Raw genomic sequence first — 16,258 nt, forward strand, 5'->3', positions numbered from 1 at the left:
CCTCGTCAGTCAGAAACGCACGGTACGGTTACGCCCCAGGCGCTTGGCACGGTACAGGGCTTCATCGGCGCGCTGCATCAGCGCCTCGAAATCGTCTGGCTCGGCTTCCAGTTGGGCGATACCGATGCTCAGCGTCACATGCGTAGCCGTTGCGGATGTGCCGTGGGCGATGGCCAACTCCTCCAGCCCGGCATGCAGGCGCTGGGCGCATAGCTCAGCCTGCTGGCCATCGAGCCCGGGCAGGAGAACGGCGAATTCCTCGCCACCGAGACGGGTGACCAGTTCGCCGCTGCGGTTGAACAGCCCCCTCAGCAGCACGGCGATCTGGCTCAGGCACTGATCGCCAGCAGCATGGCCGTAGCTGTCGTTGTAATTCTTGAAGTGGTCGACATCGCACATCAGCACTGACAAGGGCAGGTCCTGCCCGCGTGCTCGGCGCATTTCGAGCTGCTTGGTTTCGTCGAAATGGCGCCGGTTGGCCAGGCCGGTGAGCGGGTCGCTGCGGTTGAGCGCGTGCAGGCGCTCATTGGCGGCGCGCAGCTCTGCGGTACGTTCCTCCACCAGTTCGGCCAGACGGTCGCGGTGCGCGGCGAGGGCCTGCTCGGCACGATCCTGACGCTCCAGGTAGGTGCGCAGTTTCTCTTGCAGCCTGTTGATGCCGCTCTCCAGCAGGCTGAGTTCGTCGTCACGGCTGGCGGCACGTTGCAGATGCAGGCGCCTTTCCAGCGTGGTCGGTGACAACTGGCTGAGGTGGCGGGCGATCTGGCGCACATGCACCGTGACCGAGCGATTGAACAGCAGCATGATCAAACCCGCGATCATCAGGCTCTGCAGCACCTGCGCCAGGAGAATGGAGGCGACGTCACCGACCAGTTCTTGCCAGAGCAGGGCTTCATTGCCCACCAGGCGCAGCTCGCCGATATTCTCCTTGCCACCAGGGTAGGGGGCGTAGCTGAGCTTTTCATACAGCTCGGGGGCGCGTGAGGTTTCTTGATAATCCGCTGCCTGATGGCGGATCACCTGCGGCTCACGCCCTTCACGCAGGATGCGCAGCTCGATCAGGCCTACCGCGCCTGCCTGCGATACGCTGTCGAGCTGGGTATGCAGGGTGTCCTCGTCCATTTCCCAGATGGCCTTGGACAGGGTGGCGCGAAATACCTGATCGATCAGTTGCAGCTCGTTGCGCATGTTCTGCAAGTTGCCGTTCCAGGCCAGGTAGGTGCGCAATGAGGTGCTGAGCAGGATGAACAGGACGCAGAACAGCAAGGTGACCGTGACCAGGCGCCGGCCGAGTGACTGCTGGCCTAGCTGCAGGGGGGCGTCGTTCATTGCCATCTCGCGTAGATGGCCTCTAGCTGACCCTTCTCCTTCAGGGCCTGCAGACCCTGACGGAAGCGCGCGAGGGTGGCGGCGGAGGTGTTGCGGCTGAACGCCAGGCTCAGCTCGGCGCCATCGAGATTGCCCAGGTCAAGCACGGGGTAGAGCGGATGCTCAGGGGGCTGGCGCTGCTGGCGCAGGATGTAGTCGGCATTGATCTTGTTGATGATCCACAGATGGACACGGCCCCTGCGCAGTTTTTCGTAGTTGAGCTCGTAACGGTTGCTCGACTGCAGGTTCCTGCCGATCTCGAAGCCCTGACTGAGCAGGTAGCGCTCGCCGACATCGTCCTTGACCGTGGCGATCTGATACTGACGCGCTTGCTCGAGGCTATCCAGGTGCAGGTTCGCCTGGGAGCTGTAGAGAAACCAGTGACCAGGGGCGATGGGGCCTACCCAGTTGAACAGCGCCTCACGCTCTGGCGTGCGGGCAATCGAATAGATCAGCACGTTACGGCCGTTGAGCGCGATGTCATAGGCGCGTGCCCAGGGCATGACCTGGATGTTGCTCTGCTCGCCAACCTCGTCGAGCAAGGCCTGCACCACGTCGGTGGCCAGGCCGCTCGGCTTGCCGTTGATGGTCATGCTGTAGGGCGGTAGTTCCTCCGTGACGACACGGATCGATTCCCCGGCGTGGGCGAGCCAGGGCACGAGCAGGCAGAGCCAGGCGATGAAGTGGCGATAGGCACGAGAGGACATGGAGCTGCTCTGAGGGTACGGTAGCGCTTGAAAAGCATGCCACTATTGTGCCATTACCTGCCTGGCCTGTAATCAGCGAGCCGACCAGCGTGAGGGCGGCTCGTCAGGCACTCAGGCCAGGCGCGCGTCCAGGCTGTTCTGCGCCAGGCGTTTGGCTTGTGCCTCGGTCATGCCCAGGTGTTCGTGCAGGGCGGCGAAGTTTTCGCCGACATAGCCGCCGAAGTAGGCCGGGTCATCCGAGTTCACCGTCACCTTCACGCCGCGCTCGAGCATCTTGAGAATGTTGTGCTGGCCCATGTGCTCGAACACGCACAGCTTGACGTTGGACAACGGGCAGACGGTCAGCGGAATCTGCTCGTCGATGATGCGCTGCATCAACCGCTCGTCTTCGATGGCGCGTACGCCGTGGTCGATACGCTTGATCTTGAGCAGATCCAGCGCTTCCCAGATGTACTCGGGCGGGCCTTCTTCACCGGCGTGCGCCACGGCATGCAGGCCTTCGCTGCGCGCCTTGGCGAACACCCGCTCGAACAGCCGTGGCGGGAAGCCCTTCTCCGAACTGTCGAGGCCGACGCCGATGAAGGCATCGCGAAACGGCATGGCCTGCTCCAGGGTCTTGAATGCTTCCTCCTCGGGCAGATGGCGCAGGAAGCTGAGGATCAGGCCGTGGCTGATGCCCAGTTGCTGCTCGCCGTCGCGCAGCGCCTGCTGGATGCCGCGCAGCACCACCTCGAAGGGAATGCCACGGTCGGTGTGGGTTTGCGGGTCGAAGAAGGGTTCGACGTGGATCACGTTCTGCGCCTTGCAGCGTTGCAGATAGGCCCAGGTCAGGTCGTAGAAGTCTTGCTCGGTGCGCAGCACGTTGGCGCCGGCGTAATACAGGTCGAGAAATTCCTGCAGATTGTTGAAGGCATAGGCGGCGCGCAGGGTTTCGACATCGGCCCAGGGCAGGGCGATCTGGTTGCGTTCGGCCAGGGCGAACAGCAGCTCGGGCTCCAGCGAGCCTTCCAGATGCAGGTGCAGTTCGGCCTTGGGCAGGGCGTTGAGCCATTCGGGCATGGTCGGGTTCTCGTTGTCAGGCTTGGTAATCGGCAAAGTTTAACCCTTGGGACAGGATCGTGCTGCGCCACCTGGCCCGCTGCGTAGGGTGGACATCGCTTTTCATGTCCACCACAACGTTCGTTCCGGCTGCACGAGCGGTGGATGAAAAAAGCGTCATCCACCCTACGACGCAATCAGCCCTATGCCTCCTCACGCCGATAGGCATAGGTGTCGGCGAACCTCGACAGCAGGTATTCGGCGCTGGTCACCGGTTGATACTTGGGCGGGTTGTCCACGCTGGAGCAGTTCGGCAGGCAGTCGATCAGCGTGTCGGGATGCGGCTCGGCGAAGAAGGGCATGGAGTAGCGATCCATCCCCAGTGGGCTGATCACCCGGTGCGGTGTCGAGGTGTAACGGTCGTTGCTCCAGCGCGCCATCATGTCGCCGATATTGACCACGAAACTGCCGGCAATCGGCGGCGCGTCGATCCATTCGCCGTTACGCGCGCGCACCTGCAGGCCGCCGGCATCGTCTTGGTGGAGCAGGGTGATGCAGCCGTAATCGGTGTGCGCGCCAGCGCCTTGCTGATCGCTGCTGGTGGCGGTGTGGCGCGGTGGGTAGTGGATCAGGCGCAGCACGCTGATTGGCTCATGAAAGCGCGCGTCGAAGAAGTCGTGCTCGATGTCCAGCGCCATGGCCATGGCGCGCAACAGGGTCTTGGCTAACTCCTGCATGTCGCCGTAGTGCGTTTCCATAAGCTCGGCCCAGCCGGGCATGTCTGGATGACGGTTCGGCCCGCGCAGCGGTTTGCCAGCCAGCACCTTGGGATGATCGGCCGGCATGTGGAAACCCATGTCGAAGGTTTCCTTGAGATCGCTCGGCTTGCTCGGGTCGAGTTGCTCGGTGGCAATCGCCCCATAGCCGCGATGGTGGGCGGTCTGGGTGATATCGATTTTGAGTTTTTCCTCGGCGGGCAGGGCGAAGAAGCGCTTCGCCGCATCGAGCAGGGCGTCGATGCGCTCGCTGCCAATGGGGTGGCCGACGATATAGAAGAAGCCCCAGTCGCGGCAGGCGCGGTCGATCTGCTCGGCCACAGCGGGCCAGACCGAAGTGTCGTCAGCGTAGAGAGGGGCGATGTCGATGATGGGTAGGCTGTTCATAAAAGCTCTGCAATGCAGGGACGGCATCGGTGGTTGCCAGGTGGCGGGTGCAACCCGCCAGCCAATTACTTGGGCATTTCGGCCTTCACGTTCTCCACGTAGTAGTTCATCGCGGCCAGCTCGGCATTGGTCGCGCTCACGCCTTCGGCGATACGCACGGTGCCGCTCTGATCCTTGATCGGGCCGGTGAAGGGGTGGAGCTTGCCGCTGCGAATGTCGGCGATGATCTGCTCGGCCTCGCGCTTCACGTCGGCTGGCACCAGATCGCTGATCGGCAGTGAGAGGGTGTCCTCGGCCAGGCCACCCCAGAAATCTTCGGATTTCCAGGTGCCGTCGATCACCGCCTGGGTGGACTTGATGTAGTGCGGGCCCCAGTCATTGACGATGGAGGTGAGCACGGCCTTGGGCCCGAAGTGGGCCATGTCCGAGGCATAGCCGACGGCGTAGACGCCTCGGCGCTCGGCGGTCTGGATCGGCGCCGGGCTGTCGGTGTGCTGGAACATCACGTCCACGCCCTGGTCGATCAGCGCGTTGGCAGCGTCGGATTCCTTGCCCGGGTCGAACCAGGTGTTGACCCACACCACCTTGATCTCGGTGCCCGGGTTGTATTTGTCCAAGGCGAGCTGGATGGCATTGATGTCGCGGATCACCTCGGGGATCGGGAAAGAGGCGATATAGCCGACCTTCTTGGTCTTGGTCATCTTCGCCGCAAGGAAGCCACCTACGTAGCGCCCCTCATAAGAGCGCGACAGATAGGTGCCGACGTTCTTGGCCTGCTTGTAGCCGGTGGCGTGCTCGAAGGTCACCTTGGGGAATTGCTTGGCCACCTTGATGGTCGGGTTCATGTAGCCGAAGGAGGTGGTGAAGATCAGATCGAAACCGCCCTTGGCCATGTTGCGGATCACCCGCTCGGCATCGGCGCCTTCCGGCACGTTCTCGACGAAGCTGGTGCTGACCTTGTCGCCCAGTTCCTTCATCAACATCTGCCGGCCCTGCTCGTGCTGGTAAGTCCAGCCGTGGTCGCCGATGGGGCCGATATAGACGAAGCCGACTTTCAGTGGATCGGCGGCGGAGGCGCTGAGCATGGCGCCGAAGCCCAGGGCGGCGACGAGGGTACGCAGCAGCGGTTTCTTGCTCTTCTCGAACATGATCGGTGGAACTCCAGTCTTGTATTTGGGATAGCTGTTGGTTGGCAGATCCCATGACTGCAAAAAACTGACCAACAGGACAGATAGCCGTGGCGAACCCATTTCACGCAGATGCGCTTGTGCGGGATGGAACGCTCTTGGTGCGGAGCGGTTGTAGCTGCTGCGTTGTGGTGCGACATGTGGTGTTTCGCCCGTAGGGTGCGCTGTGCGCACCGGCAGTTTCTCGGTGCGCATGGCGCACCCTACGGCTCAGGATCAGGCATTCACCAACTGCCTCGCCGCCTGCCGGTGATCGGCGATCAGTTGTGCCACATCCAGCCCCTCGATCTGCCCGTCGATGACGCGCCAGGTGCCGCCGATCATCATGCGGTCGGCACGATCAGCACCGCACAGCAGCAGGGCGGCGAGCGGGTCGTGGCTACCGGAAAAACGCAGCTCGTCGAGCTTGAACAGCGCCAGGTCGGCCTGCTTGCCGACGGCCAGCTCGCCGATATCGCTACGCCCCAAGAGTCGCGCCGAACCGCGTGTGGCCCAGCCAAGCACGCGTTGCGGGGTGATCTGCTCGGCGCCGTAGCGCAGGCGCTGGATATACAGGGCCTGGCGGGCTTCGAGGATCAGGTTCGAGGCGTCGTTGGAGGCCGAGCCGTCGACGCCCAGGCCCAGCGGCGTACCGGCAGCTTCCAGCTCGACACTGGGGCAGATGCCCGAAGCCAGGCGCATGTTCGAGCTGGGGCAATGGCAGACGCCAGTCCCCGCAGCGCCAAGGCGGGTGATTTCCTCGGGGTTGAAGTGAATGCCATGGGCCAGCCAGGTGCGTGGGCCGAGCCAGCCGACGCTTTCCAGATAATCCACGGTGCGCAGGCCGAACTGGCGCAGGCAGTAGTCTTCTTCGTCGAGGGTTTCGGCCAGATGGGTGTGCAGACGCACGTCCAGTTGCTCGGCCAGCTCGGCGCTGGCGCGCATGATTTCGCGCGTAACCGAGAAGGGCGAGCAGGGCGCCAGGGCAATCTGGATCTGTGCTCCCTCGCCGCGCTGGTGGTACTGACCGATCAGGCGCTGACTGTCAGCCAGGATCGCCTCGCCGCTCTGCACCGTATGTTGCGGCGGCAGGCCGCCGTCTGCCTCGCCCAGGCTCATCGAGCCACGGCTGAGCATGGCGCGCATGCCCAGCTCGCGCACGGCTTCCACCTGCACGTCGATGGCGTTCTCCAGGCCGCCGGGAAACAGATAGTGGTGATCGGCGGCGGTGCTGCAGCCGGACAGCAGCAGTTCGGCCAGTGCCACCTTGCTGGCCAGGGCCAGTTTCTCGGGCGTGAGGCGTGCCCAGACCGGATAGAGCGTCTTCAACCAGGGAAACAGCGGCTGGTTGACCACCGGCGCCCAGGCGCGGGTGAGGGTCTGGTAGAAATGGTGGTGGGTGTTGATCAGGCCTGGCAGCAGCACATGCTCGCGGGCATCGAATACCTGCTGACAGGGCTGTGCGGGTTGCTGGCCGGCGCCGAGCAGCTCGCTGATGCGGCCATCCTCGATCACCAGGCCGCCGCAGGCGTCTTGATCGTTGGCGGTGAAAACGGCGAGGGGGTTCTTGATCCAGATACGGGTAGCAGCCATGAGTGGCTCCTCAGTGGTTGAGTCGAGCCAGCTCAGTGTTGACCCTGTCTGCTGATCCAGGGGGCGCGCGAGGCGCCAGCTACAAGCTACAAGCTACAAGCTACAAGCTACAAGCTACAAGCAGTCTAGCGGCTGGGCTGCGTCCGTCCAGCGCTCAGGCTCTTCTTGCCGCTTGAAGCTTGCCGCTTAACTCAATGCCCCGGCTGCCAAGGCTGGCCCAGCGATACCGGCGCATACAAGCGGGTCTTGAGCGCATCGCGCGAGAGCAGCACCAGCACCAGGATGGTGGCCACATACGGCAGCATGGCCAGCAGGTTCGACGGGATCGACAGGCCAATGCCTTGCGCCACCAGATGGAGGATGCTGGCTAGGCCGAACAGGTAGGCGCCGAGCAGAACGCGGAATACGCGCCAACTGGCGAACACCACCAGCGCCAGGGCGATCCAGCCGCGCCCGGCGGTCATGTTCTCCGCCCACATCGGCGTGTAGGCCAGCGACAGATAGCCACCCGCCAGGCCGGCCATGGCGCCGCCGAACAACACCGCCAGGGTGCGCACGCGCAATACCGGCAGGCCCATGGCGCTGGCGGCGTCCGGGTTCTCGCCAACGGCCTGGATGATCAGGCCTATACGGCTTTTCAGCAGCACCCAGGCCACCAGGGCGAACAGGGCGAAGGACAGGTAGATCAGCACGTCCTGGGCGAACAGCATGCGCCCGATCAGCGGGATATCGGACAGCAGCGGAATGACGATGGGCTCGAAGCCGGACAACGGCTTGCCGACCCAGGCGGCGCCGACGAAGGTGGACAGGCCGACGCCGAAGATGGTCAGGGCCAGGCCGGTGGCCACCTGGTTGGCGTTGAAGCCCAGCGCCACGGCGGCGAACAGCAACGACAGCAGCATGCCGGCGGCAACCGCCAGCAGCACGCCCAGCCACAGGCTGCCGGTGCTGAAGGCGACGATAAAACCGATCACCGCACCGAACAGCATCATGCCTTCCTGGCCGAGGTTGAGCACGCCGCTCTTCTCGCACACCAGCTCGCCCAGGGCCACCAGTAGCAGCGGCGTGCCGGTACGCGCCATGGCGTAGAAGATATTGGTCAACAGGTCGAGATCCATGAGCGTCAAGCCTCAGGCTGCAAGCGGCAAGTAAAGGAAAAGTGGCAATGGCTCATGGGCGCCTCTAAAAACGTAAGCGAGGCAGTCAGCGCAAGGTGAAAACAGGCGAAAAAGCGGAGTTTACGAGTTGTAAATGAGCATTTTGAGCCTGTTTTTAACGCCGCGATGACAACGCAGGTAGTTTTTAGAGGTGCCCTCATGCGGCGGACTCCTGCTTGCGGCTCGTGGCTGGCAGCTTGAAGCCCCACGCAAAGCGTGGCCGATAGAGGATCAGCACATCACAGGCCAGCAGGTAGAACAGCATCATTCCCTGGAACAGTTGGGTGATCGTCTGCGGCAGATTGAGGTTCATCTGTGCGTTTTCGCCGCCCAAGTAGAGCAGCGCCATCAGCAGGCTGGCAGCGACGATGCCGAGCGGGTTGAGGCGGCCGAGAAAGGCCACGGTGATCGCTGCATAGCCGTAACCGGGCGACACCTGCGGCACCAGTTGGCCAATCGGCCCGGCCACTTCGCCGACGCCTGCCAGCCCAGCAAGCGCGCCGCTGACCAGCAGGGCGAACCACACCAGGCGTTTTTCGCGAAAGCCGACGAAGCCAGCCGCGCGTTTGTCCAGGCCGAGCACCTTGATCTGGAAGCCGAGAAAGCTCTTGTGCAGCAGCACCCATACCGCCACCAGGGCCAGCAGCGCCAGGTATAGGCCGCCGTGCAGGCGCCCGTCCTCGCTGACCAGCGGCAGGCGGCTGGCATCGCCGAACATGGCCGATTCGGGGAAGTTGAAGCCGGCCGGGTCCTTCAGCGGGCCATGCACGAAGAACAGCAGCAGGTTCAGCGCGATGTAGTTGAGCATGATGCTGGTGAGGATTTCGTTGGCGTTGAACTGCGTGCGCAGCCAGGCGGTGAGCCCGGCCCAGGCCGCGCCCGCGCAGGTGCCGGCCAGCACCACCCAGGCCAGCGCCCAGCGGCTTTCCCAGTCGATCAGTTGCAGGGCCATGGCACTGCCGGCCAGAGCGCCGATCAGCAACTGGCCCTCGGCGCCGATGTTCCAGATGCGCGCCTGGTAGGCCACCGCCAGGCCCAGGGCGCAGAGCAGGATCGGCAGCGCCTTGACCAGCAGTTCGGACACGCCATACCAGTCGCTGACCGGGGCGATGAGCAGGGTGTGCAGGGTTTCCAGCGGGTCATGGCCGAGCAGGGTGAACAGCAGAATGCCGCTCACCAGGGTCAGCACGGCGGCGAGCAGTGGCGACAGCCAGAGCATGGGGCGCGACTCCTGGCCGCGCGGTTCCAGAGATAGCAGCATGACGGGCTCCGTCAGCAGGCCGCAGCGGCGGCGGGTTGATCGAATTCACCGGCCATCCAGCGGCCGACTTCCACGGTGGACACCTGCGCCGTCTCGCTCAGCGGCGACAGGCGCCCGCTGCACAGCGCGCCGATGCGGTCGCTGATCTGGAACAGCTCGTCGAGGTCTTCGGAGATCACCAGGATCGCCGCGCCGGCATCGCGCAGGGCGATCAGCGCGCGGTGGATGGCGGCAGCGGCGCCGACGTCCACGCCCCAGGTCGGGTGCGCGGCCACCAGCAGTTTCGGGTTTTGCAGGATTTCCCGCCCCAGGATGAACTTCTGCAGATTGCCGCCGGACAGGCTGCGTGCAGCGGTGTCGGCATCCGGCGTTTTCACCGCGAAGCGCTGGATGATCTGCTCGGCCAGCGCACGCACCTTGCCGCGCTGCACCAGGCCGCCCTTGACCAGGCCCTGGCCGAAGGCAGTGAGCAGGGCGTTGTCCACCAGGCTCATCTCCGGCACCGCACCATGGCCGAGGCGCTCGGCGGGCACGAAAGCCAGGCCCAGTCCGCGCCGCGCATCTGGGTACAGGTTGGCCACCGGCGCGGCATCCAGGCTGACCCGCTCGCGATCGCCACGGGGCAGGCGGGTTTCGCCGCTGAGCAGCGCGAGCAGTTCGTCCTGACCATTGCCGGCCACCCCGGCGATGCCGACGATCTCGCCGCTGCGCACCTCCAGGCGAATGCGCTCCAGCGAGCAGCCGAACGGGTCGGGGTTGTGCCAACTCAGATCATCCACACGCAGCCGTGGCAGGCCGCCGCTGACTTTCGGGTAACTGCTTTCCAGCCCCTCGGCGTCGCCAACCATCAGCCGCGCCAGCTCCAGATCGCTGCACTCGGCTGGCACGCAATGGCCGGAAACCCGCCCGCCGCGTAGCACCGTGGCGCTCTGGCACAGCGCGCGCACCTCGCCCAGCTTGTGGCTGATAAAGAGGATGCTGCAGCCCTCATCGGCCAGGCGGCGCAGGGTGACGAACAGCTCGTCGGCCTCCTGCGGGGTGAGCACCGAGGTGGGCTCGTCGAGGATCAGCAGTTTGATGTCCTGCATCAGGCAACGCACGATCTCCACCCGCTGGCGCTCGCCGATGGACAGGCTGTGCACCAACCGGGTCGGCTCCAGCGCCATGCCGTAGCGCTGCGACACCTCACGGATCTTCGGCTCAATCTGCTTCGGCGTTCCGGCGTTAGCGCCCATGGCCAGGGCGATGTTCTCGGCGACGGTCAGCGTCTCGAACAGCGAGAAATGCTGGAACACCATACCGATGCCCAGACGCCGCGCCATGGCCGGGTCGCGCATCACCAGCGGCTCGCCCTGCCAGCTAATCTCGCCGCTGCTGGGCTGAGTGACGCCATAGATGATCTTCATCAGCGTGCTCTTGCCGGCACCGTTCTCGCCGAGCAGGGCACGGATCTCACCGGGGGCGATGGCCAGGTCAATACGGTCGTTGGCCAGGCATCCGGGGTACTGCTTGCTGATGGCAGTAAGCTGCAAGCGTGGGGAGTCGGGTGAGGCGGACATGGAGAATGCTCATGGAAAGAACTGAGCGGGGCTAAAGCAAAAACCTGGCCATGGGGTCAGAAAATCCATTGTCTGGACGCTTGCCCGTGGTCGAGCCTATTTCCGTGCCCGTCCTTGGTGCGCGCTTCTCCGTGCACAGTGCCCAACGCACCGCATTCGCGCGTTCGAGGCTAAAGCCCCTCCCACAAAGGCAAGTACTTGCCTGTAGGAGCGGCTTTAGCCGCGACCCGTAGCCCGTATGCAATCCGGAGTTCCCTGTTTGCTGGCTGCAGCGAATCGCAGCCGAATGCCGGTGGCGGCGCACAGGGCTCTTACGGGGCCGTAATGCTGGAGCAAAAAGAGGAGGTCAAGCGAATACACTGGTCTGCCGGGACATAGCGGTAAGACTATGATTGGGAAAGGTTTTTGGCAGCAGGCGAAACGGGATGGTGCGGAGTTAGATGGAAGGCTCTACTATTGGATTAGTAGCGCCTTCCATCTAATCACTGTTAGAGGCTTTCATGGAAATTCGTGACGCTTTAAATCTTATTCATCGAATCGAAAACCTCCCAGAAATATATAATAAAATTGAAATGGCGGTATATTCAGTCATACACAGTTACTTTGATGAGATGCTTGAGGTTGAGAAAAAAGAATCTGCAATCATGGAGCGTGAAGATTACAGTTTCGATGAGTTAAGTTCATTTCTTGATCAAAAACGATCTATACATGATAAGTATTGGTCTAATCCGTCCGAATATTATCGACCCTGCTCATCTAGCAGCGAGCCTAGGCATGTTTGGGCATACCTTTGCGACATTGAAGTACTGCAGAATGGTGATGATGAAAATTCACTATTTATCTTCAAGGCGAACTACAAAAAAACAGGTGACAGTACAAAAGTAGTCAAAGCGTTTATTTTAAGAGTATCTGGCTCATCACTTAAAATTGAACATGAATTCTTTGGGTAGGCCTCTAACAACTTATATGGATTCCCCACACAAGTAGTGAGCAATAGCTTTTCGATCCTGTCGTCAGCGCGGTTGCATTCGTATATCCGGCCTGTTGTGGGCTCTTGCGCCCTGGCCATTCTGTAGCTCGCGCAGCGGGGGCCAAGCGTTCAATCGATCACCAGGATCATCATTGTTATCGGCCTTGTTCCGCTGCAGGACTCGCCTGTTCCGACAGTTTCGCTATTCACCACAACCACAAGAAAACCATCACACCTTTCTGATTACCCCCACCGTCAGGCGGGCTTTACGCTCTGCCAATTGCCACTGAACCGCCGCTCATGGCACCACACCGCCCAGCAGATCCGCACCAGCTTATTGGCCAGGGCCACTGCTGCTTTGTTGTGACCGATACGGGCTGCCGTCTCGACGGCCCAGCGCTGCAACTGCGTCAGCTTTTCCGGCGTGCGGGCCTGGCAGCGTTGCGCGGCGAGCAAGGCTGCACGTGAGCCGTGGATCAATAAGGTGCGTACATAGACATTGCCCTGTAGGCTGATATGGTCGAGCTTGCGGCTATTGCCGGTGCTGAACTCGCGCGGTGTCATACCCAGCCAGGCGCTGAGCTGGCGACCATTGGCAAACCGTTCGGGCTTACCGACAGCGGCGGTCAGGGCGCTGGCGGTGAGCAGGCCAATGCCACTGACCTCATCCAGTTTGCGCACGATGGCATCGTCAGCATGCCAGCGCTTGAGTTGCTGTTCGCATTCGGCCATGCACTGTTCGTACAGGTTGATCTCGGCCAGGACGATATGCAGCAGACGGCTCAGGGGCGCGAGTTCAGGTTGCTCAACCAGCTCACTGGCAGCTCGGATGAAGTCGGCGGTCGAGGCCGGCGCTTCGATACCCGCTTCACGCAGCATGCCGCGCAGCAGGTTGATACGCTGGGTGCGGCTCTTCTTCCAGGTTTCCCGCAGTCCGTGCAATTGCTGGAGCTGTTGTTGATCGTGACTTTTTACCGGCACGGGATGAATATCGGTGCAGCGCGCGGCTTCCAGCATGGCATCGCAGTCGTTGCGGTCGGTCTTGTTGCGCCGACGATAGGGCCGCACGTAACGCGGATGCAGCAGCCGGACCTGATGTCCCAGCGATTGCGCCAACCGTCCCCAGTAATGCGCTGTGCCGCAGGCTTCCATCACCCACTCGACCGGCTCGGCCTGCTCCTGTATATATCGCCTGAACGCCTCCCGGTTCAGCCGCTTGCGCTGCACCACCTGGCCGTAACGGACACTCTCGGCAACTTGGTAAACGGACTTGGCCAGATCAACAGCGATGCGCTTCATAACGGCTCTCCCAATTTCAGCTATAACAGCCCTCAGGTATAGAACTGTGGCGTGGGGGAATCCATTACAGCATTCAAGTCACTCGCTTCGCTCGTTCGGGATCGGCTAAAGCCGGCCCCTTAACCAAACGTTATACGAAACCAACATGAAAGACTGGCTTGAAGTCAAAGAAGAGTTCCAAGTAGATGGATCATTAAGAGATATCTATGTGCTGGGCATTTGCATTGACGCCTGGAGTAATCTCATCAAAAAACTCAAGCATGAGCACTTTCAGTTGAAATTCATGCATGGCAGTTTTGACCGCGCGCTACCCGAAAACTTTTATGAAATAAAAGAACTACAGCAAACCAACCCAACGATTTTGTGCATATGGCTCGATAACAGTATTCAAGTTAACTGCCACTTTTTCATGGAAACGGAAATTGAACTTGATATCTCACCAAGGGAAATCAAAGGTTTGGCGGAATATATAACACTAACAAGCTTCATGAAGTGGCTATCAAGCACATTGCGTAAGCCTGCTATCCTGACGCATGAAGGCTCTCAAGATCAGGTGATTTTAAGTGTCAGCGAGAGCATCGTATAACAACTGGTTCAAATCGTTCGCTGCGCTCACTGGGGCGGGCTAAAGCCCGCCCCTTAACCAAACGTTAGAAGCACATGAAATATTTCGCCAGCCTTAGAGAAAAAATAGACTTAGTTCATCACCAATTTTCCGAGCTGATTGGCAAAGCAATTGTAGGCTATGTGTTAGCGCAAATCTGGTGTGAGGAAACCGCCGCTTGGAGCGAGTGGAATGACCTTCCAGTATTTTTAGCAGTTGGTTCAGGTGAGCTCTCTATCTCATGGCAAAAATTTGATGAGCTCACTATAGAGGCCGGTCGCCTTCTGCCTTTTTCACTTTGCGGGAGCAAAGTGCGCTGGATAGATAGCGGAAATATCCATCTTGACGCTGCTATTGGACGTACAGTTGAGTCAGTTTCTTTAGCACAAGGAGAGATGACAGTAGGCGGCAACGAAATAGAAATTTGGACGCGCTTACTAATTCATTTCACAGGCGGTGGTAGCTTGGAAATTTTTAATGCGCTTGACGAAAACGGCTTTGAATTTCACACCAAGACTGTAGAGGCCGGCGTGTCGTGCCTCTAACTAGTGGTTCAAATCGCTCACTTCGTTCGCCCCCTTAACCAAACTTTAGAGAGCCTTCCAAAGGTGAAGTTTGTGCAGATAATCAAGCTGATCGACGTAAGGGCTCTAGCTCTAGCATTCCTAGTCGGCGTGATATCGCCAGTAATATTTATTCAATTGACTCTGTTTGCACTGTCAGCACTCGGGAGCACCAATACCTACCTAGAAGGCACCATTCCTTTATATGCAGTGTATTTTATAGCTATGCCGTTTTTAGTCGGATACATGGCATCACGTCTAGCAAAACAGCTCCCTTATCATCATGGTCTAGGAGCCGTTCTAATCTTAGTGACTGTTGCCTATGCTCAATCCGAACCAATTTCCTGGCTGGTTGGCGCGACTCAACTCGTAGCTCATTCTATTGCTGGTGTGGTGGGGGTAGTCATGGCCATCCGGCGCTCACGTGCATGAGCTCTCTAACCACTGGTTCAAGCCGTTCGCTTCGCTCACTCGGGACCGGCTAAAGCCGGCCCCTTAACCAAACGTTATATTTCAGAGTCAAAATCCATGTTCTATTCATTCTATCTATTTGCCGGAAAATTTAAGAATGAAGCAGAAGCTCAAGAATTTGCATTTGAGCAGTGGGAGTCCGAGCCCTCAACTGACGCAAGCGATAGTGATTACGATGCTTGGGAGGAGAGAAATCCTACCTGGCGACTTAAACAGGAATTGGGGTTTTATATGGATTCCGATTTTGTTGAGCTGGCAACCGACTTAGCCTATATTAGTAGCCTTATTAAAAGCAAAGATGAACAATATACTCTAAACAAAAAATCTTCTGAAAATTACAGTCACTACATAATAGTTGGCACTGATTCCATATATGGCGACCTCAGAACCACATCAAATGAAAAACAGCTAAGGGAACCTGAAAGCACCGAATCACTTGTCTATCTCGGTAAATTCAACACTGAAATATAGCAATTGGTTCAAACCGTTCGCTTCGCTCACTGGGACTGGCTAAAGCCCGCCCCTTAACCAAGCGTTAAGGGGCGCACGAAAATTGTAGTGAATTCCTCTCCGTGTTATCGCGGCTGCTGAATCCGATAATGGAGTGAGGAAGAACATGAATAAAGAAAGAGATCGAGCCTGGAGGCGTTTTAAAACCAAAATGAAGTCTAAAAGATGCGGTGGTTTTCAAGACTCCAAAGAAAAGCCTGAGAAGGGCTGGAAGCTGATGTGTATTCGGTCGGAAAAACTTATGCGAGCAAAGCAGCTAGGAATAGACTATCCGATAAAGACATTGAATCAGATTCTGGGCGACGAGCAGCCTTTGGAAGATAAATAGAACCATGAAAAATGTGCTATTTATCTGTAGCCGTAATCAGTGGCGAAGCCCCACAGCTGAAACGGTCTGGCGTAAACACCCAGGTATCAGTGTTCGATCTGCGGGTACAAGCCCAAATGCTCGAAAAACAGTAGGTTCAGCGGACATTCGCTGGGCTGATGTAATTATTGTCATGGAGCAGAAGCATAAGGACAGGTTAGTTGCGGAGTTTACTCGTCTTCTAGATCACAAGCCTATTCATGTGCTGGAAATCCCAGACGAGTACAAATACATGGATCCCGAGCTCGTAGAGATTTTGGAGGGTTCTGTGGGTGGTTGCCTTGGCCTTTAGCTAGGCTCTGTACGAAAAGTCGTCGAGCGAAGGTCAGGCAAGGCGAAATTGCTCGAAGAAGCGCAGTTTACGCGTTGTAAATGAGCATTCTGAGAGCGATTTCAACGCAGCATCACCGAGCGCAGGCACTTTTCGTACAAAGCCTAGTGCCCGGACAACCAGACAAAAAT

The 16,258-nt window shown here is 59.5% G+C and carries 16 protein-coding genes; 6 read left to right on the forward strand and 10 right to left on the reverse strand.

Translation table 11 applies throughout. The features are described 5' to 3' along the window. Positions 1-9: 9 nt before the first annotated feature. From OU800_RS04270 to OU800_RS04310, 9 genes are all read right to left on the reverse strand, one after another. Positions 10-1,329, reverse strand: a complete 1,320-nt coding sequence (locus OU800_RS04270; RefSeq protein ID WP_268181449.1) for a diguanylate cyclase domain-containing protein — start codon at positions 1,327-1,329, stop codon at positions 10-12. Next, positions 1,326-2,075, reverse strand: coding sequence for a substrate-binding periplasmic protein (locus OU800_RS04275; protein ID WP_268181451.1), 750 nt, complete (start codon positions 2,073-2,075; stop codon positions 1,326-1,328). The genes OU800_RS04270 and OU800_RS04275 overlap by 4 nt, the downstream gene beginning before the upstream one ends. A 111-nt stretch (positions 2,076-2,186) precedes the next feature. Further along, entirely contained in the window at positions 2,187-3,134 is a 948-nt protein-coding gene (locus OU800_RS04280) for an adenosine deaminase (protein WP_268181453.1), read from the reverse strand. A gap of 182 nt (positions 3,135-3,316) precedes the next feature. Beyond that, positions 3,317-4,276: a 2-oxoglutarate and iron-dependent oxygenase domain-containing protein gene (locus OU800_RS04285; RefSeq protein ID WP_268181455.1), complete on the reverse strand. Its 960-nt coding sequence runs from the start codon at positions 4,274-4,276 to the stop codon at positions 3,317-3,319. A 65-nt stretch (positions 4,277-4,341) separates the two neighbouring features. Next, positions 4,342-5,424: a BMP family ABC transporter substrate-binding protein gene (locus tag OU800_RS04290; protein ID WP_268181457.1), complete on the reverse strand. Its 1,083-nt coding sequence runs from the start codon at positions 5,422-5,424 to the stop codon at positions 4,342-4,344. 255 nt (positions 5,425-5,679) lie between these two features. Beyond that, positions 5,680-7,035, reverse strand: a complete 1,356-nt coding sequence (locus OU800_RS04295; RefSeq protein WP_268181458.1) for an 8-oxoguanine deaminase — start codon at positions 7,033-7,035, stop codon at positions 5,680-5,682. 191 nt (positions 7,036-7,226) lie between these two features. Further along, a complete protein-coding gene (locus OU800_RS04300) occupies positions 7,227-8,153 on the reverse strand; it encodes an ABC transporter permease (protein ID WP_268181459.1) in 927 nt (308 codons plus the stop codon). 196 nt (positions 8,154-8,349) lie between these two features. After that, complete coding sequence (locus OU800_RS04305; protein WP_268181461.1) at positions 8,350-9,453, reverse strand: ABC transporter permease; 1,104 nt, start codon at positions 9,451-9,453, stop codon at positions 8,350-8,352. 11 nt (positions 9,454-9,464) lie between these two features. After that, positions 9,465-11,012, reverse strand: coding sequence for an ABC transporter ATP-binding protein (locus tag OU800_RS04310; protein ID WP_268181463.1), 1,548 nt, complete (start codon positions 11,010-11,012; stop codon positions 9,465-9,467). A 500-nt stretch (positions 11,013-11,512) separates the two neighbouring features. Between OU800_RS04310 and OU800_RS04315 the strand changes: the two genes are divergently transcribed. Continuing rightward, positions 11,513-11,962 carry a hypothetical protein gene (locus OU800_RS04315; RefSeq protein ID WP_268181465.1) on the forward strand — a complete coding sequence of 150 codons (450 nt, stop codon included), beginning with the start codon at positions 11,513-11,515 and terminating at the stop codon, positions 11,960-11,962. 275 nt (positions 11,963-12,237) lie between these two features. Here OU800_RS04315 and OU800_RS04320 read toward each other — a convergent pair whose 3' ends face one another. Continuing rightward, the gene (locus tag OU800_RS04320) at positions 12,238-13,281 is read right to left on the reverse strand and encodes an IS110 family transposase (RefSeq protein WP_268181466.1); all 1,044 of its coding nucleotides are present in this window, start codon (positions 13,279-13,281) and stop codon (positions 12,238-12,240) included. Positions 13,282-13,426: 145 nt separating this feature from the next. Between OU800_RS04320 and OU800_RS04325 the strand changes: the two genes are divergently transcribed. The 5 genes from OU800_RS04325 (at position 13,427) to OU800_RS04345 (ending at position 15,757) form a co-directional block, all read left to right on the forward strand. Next, positions 13,427-13,867 carry a hypothetical protein gene (locus OU800_RS04325; protein ID WP_268181467.1) on the forward strand — a complete coding sequence of 147 codons (441 nt, stop codon included), beginning with the start codon at positions 13,427-13,429 and terminating at the stop codon, positions 13,865-13,867. Between the two features lie 74 nt (positions 13,868-13,941). Continuing rightward, entirely contained in the window at positions 13,942-14,430 is a 489-nt protein-coding gene (locus tag OU800_RS04330; RefSeq protein WP_268181468.1) for a hypothetical protein, read from the forward strand. 72 nt (positions 14,431-14,502) lie between these two features. After that, entirely contained in the window at positions 14,503-14,880 is a 378-nt protein-coding gene (locus tag OU800_RS04335; protein WP_268181469.1) for a hypothetical protein, read from the forward strand. 96 nt (positions 14,881-14,976) lie between these two features. Beyond that, positions 14,977-15,390: a hypothetical protein gene (locus OU800_RS04340; RefSeq protein ID WP_268181471.1), complete on the forward strand. Its 414-nt coding sequence runs from the start codon at positions 14,977-14,979 to the stop codon at positions 15,388-15,390. Between the two features lie 145 nt (positions 15,391-15,535). Then, positions 15,536-15,757 (forward strand): hypothetical protein, encoded by a 222-nt coding sequence (locus OU800_RS04345; RefSeq protein WP_268181472.1) that lies wholly within the window; start codon positions 15,536-15,538, stop codon positions 15,755-15,757. Positions 15,758-16,258 lie beyond the last annotated feature (501 nt).

The sequence above is a fragment of the Pseudomonas sp. GOM7 genome, from assembly GCF_026723825.1.
In the GTDB taxonomy this organism is placed as follows: Bacteria; Pseudomonadota; Gammaproteobacteria; order Pseudomonadales; family Pseudomonadaceae; genus Aquipseudomonas.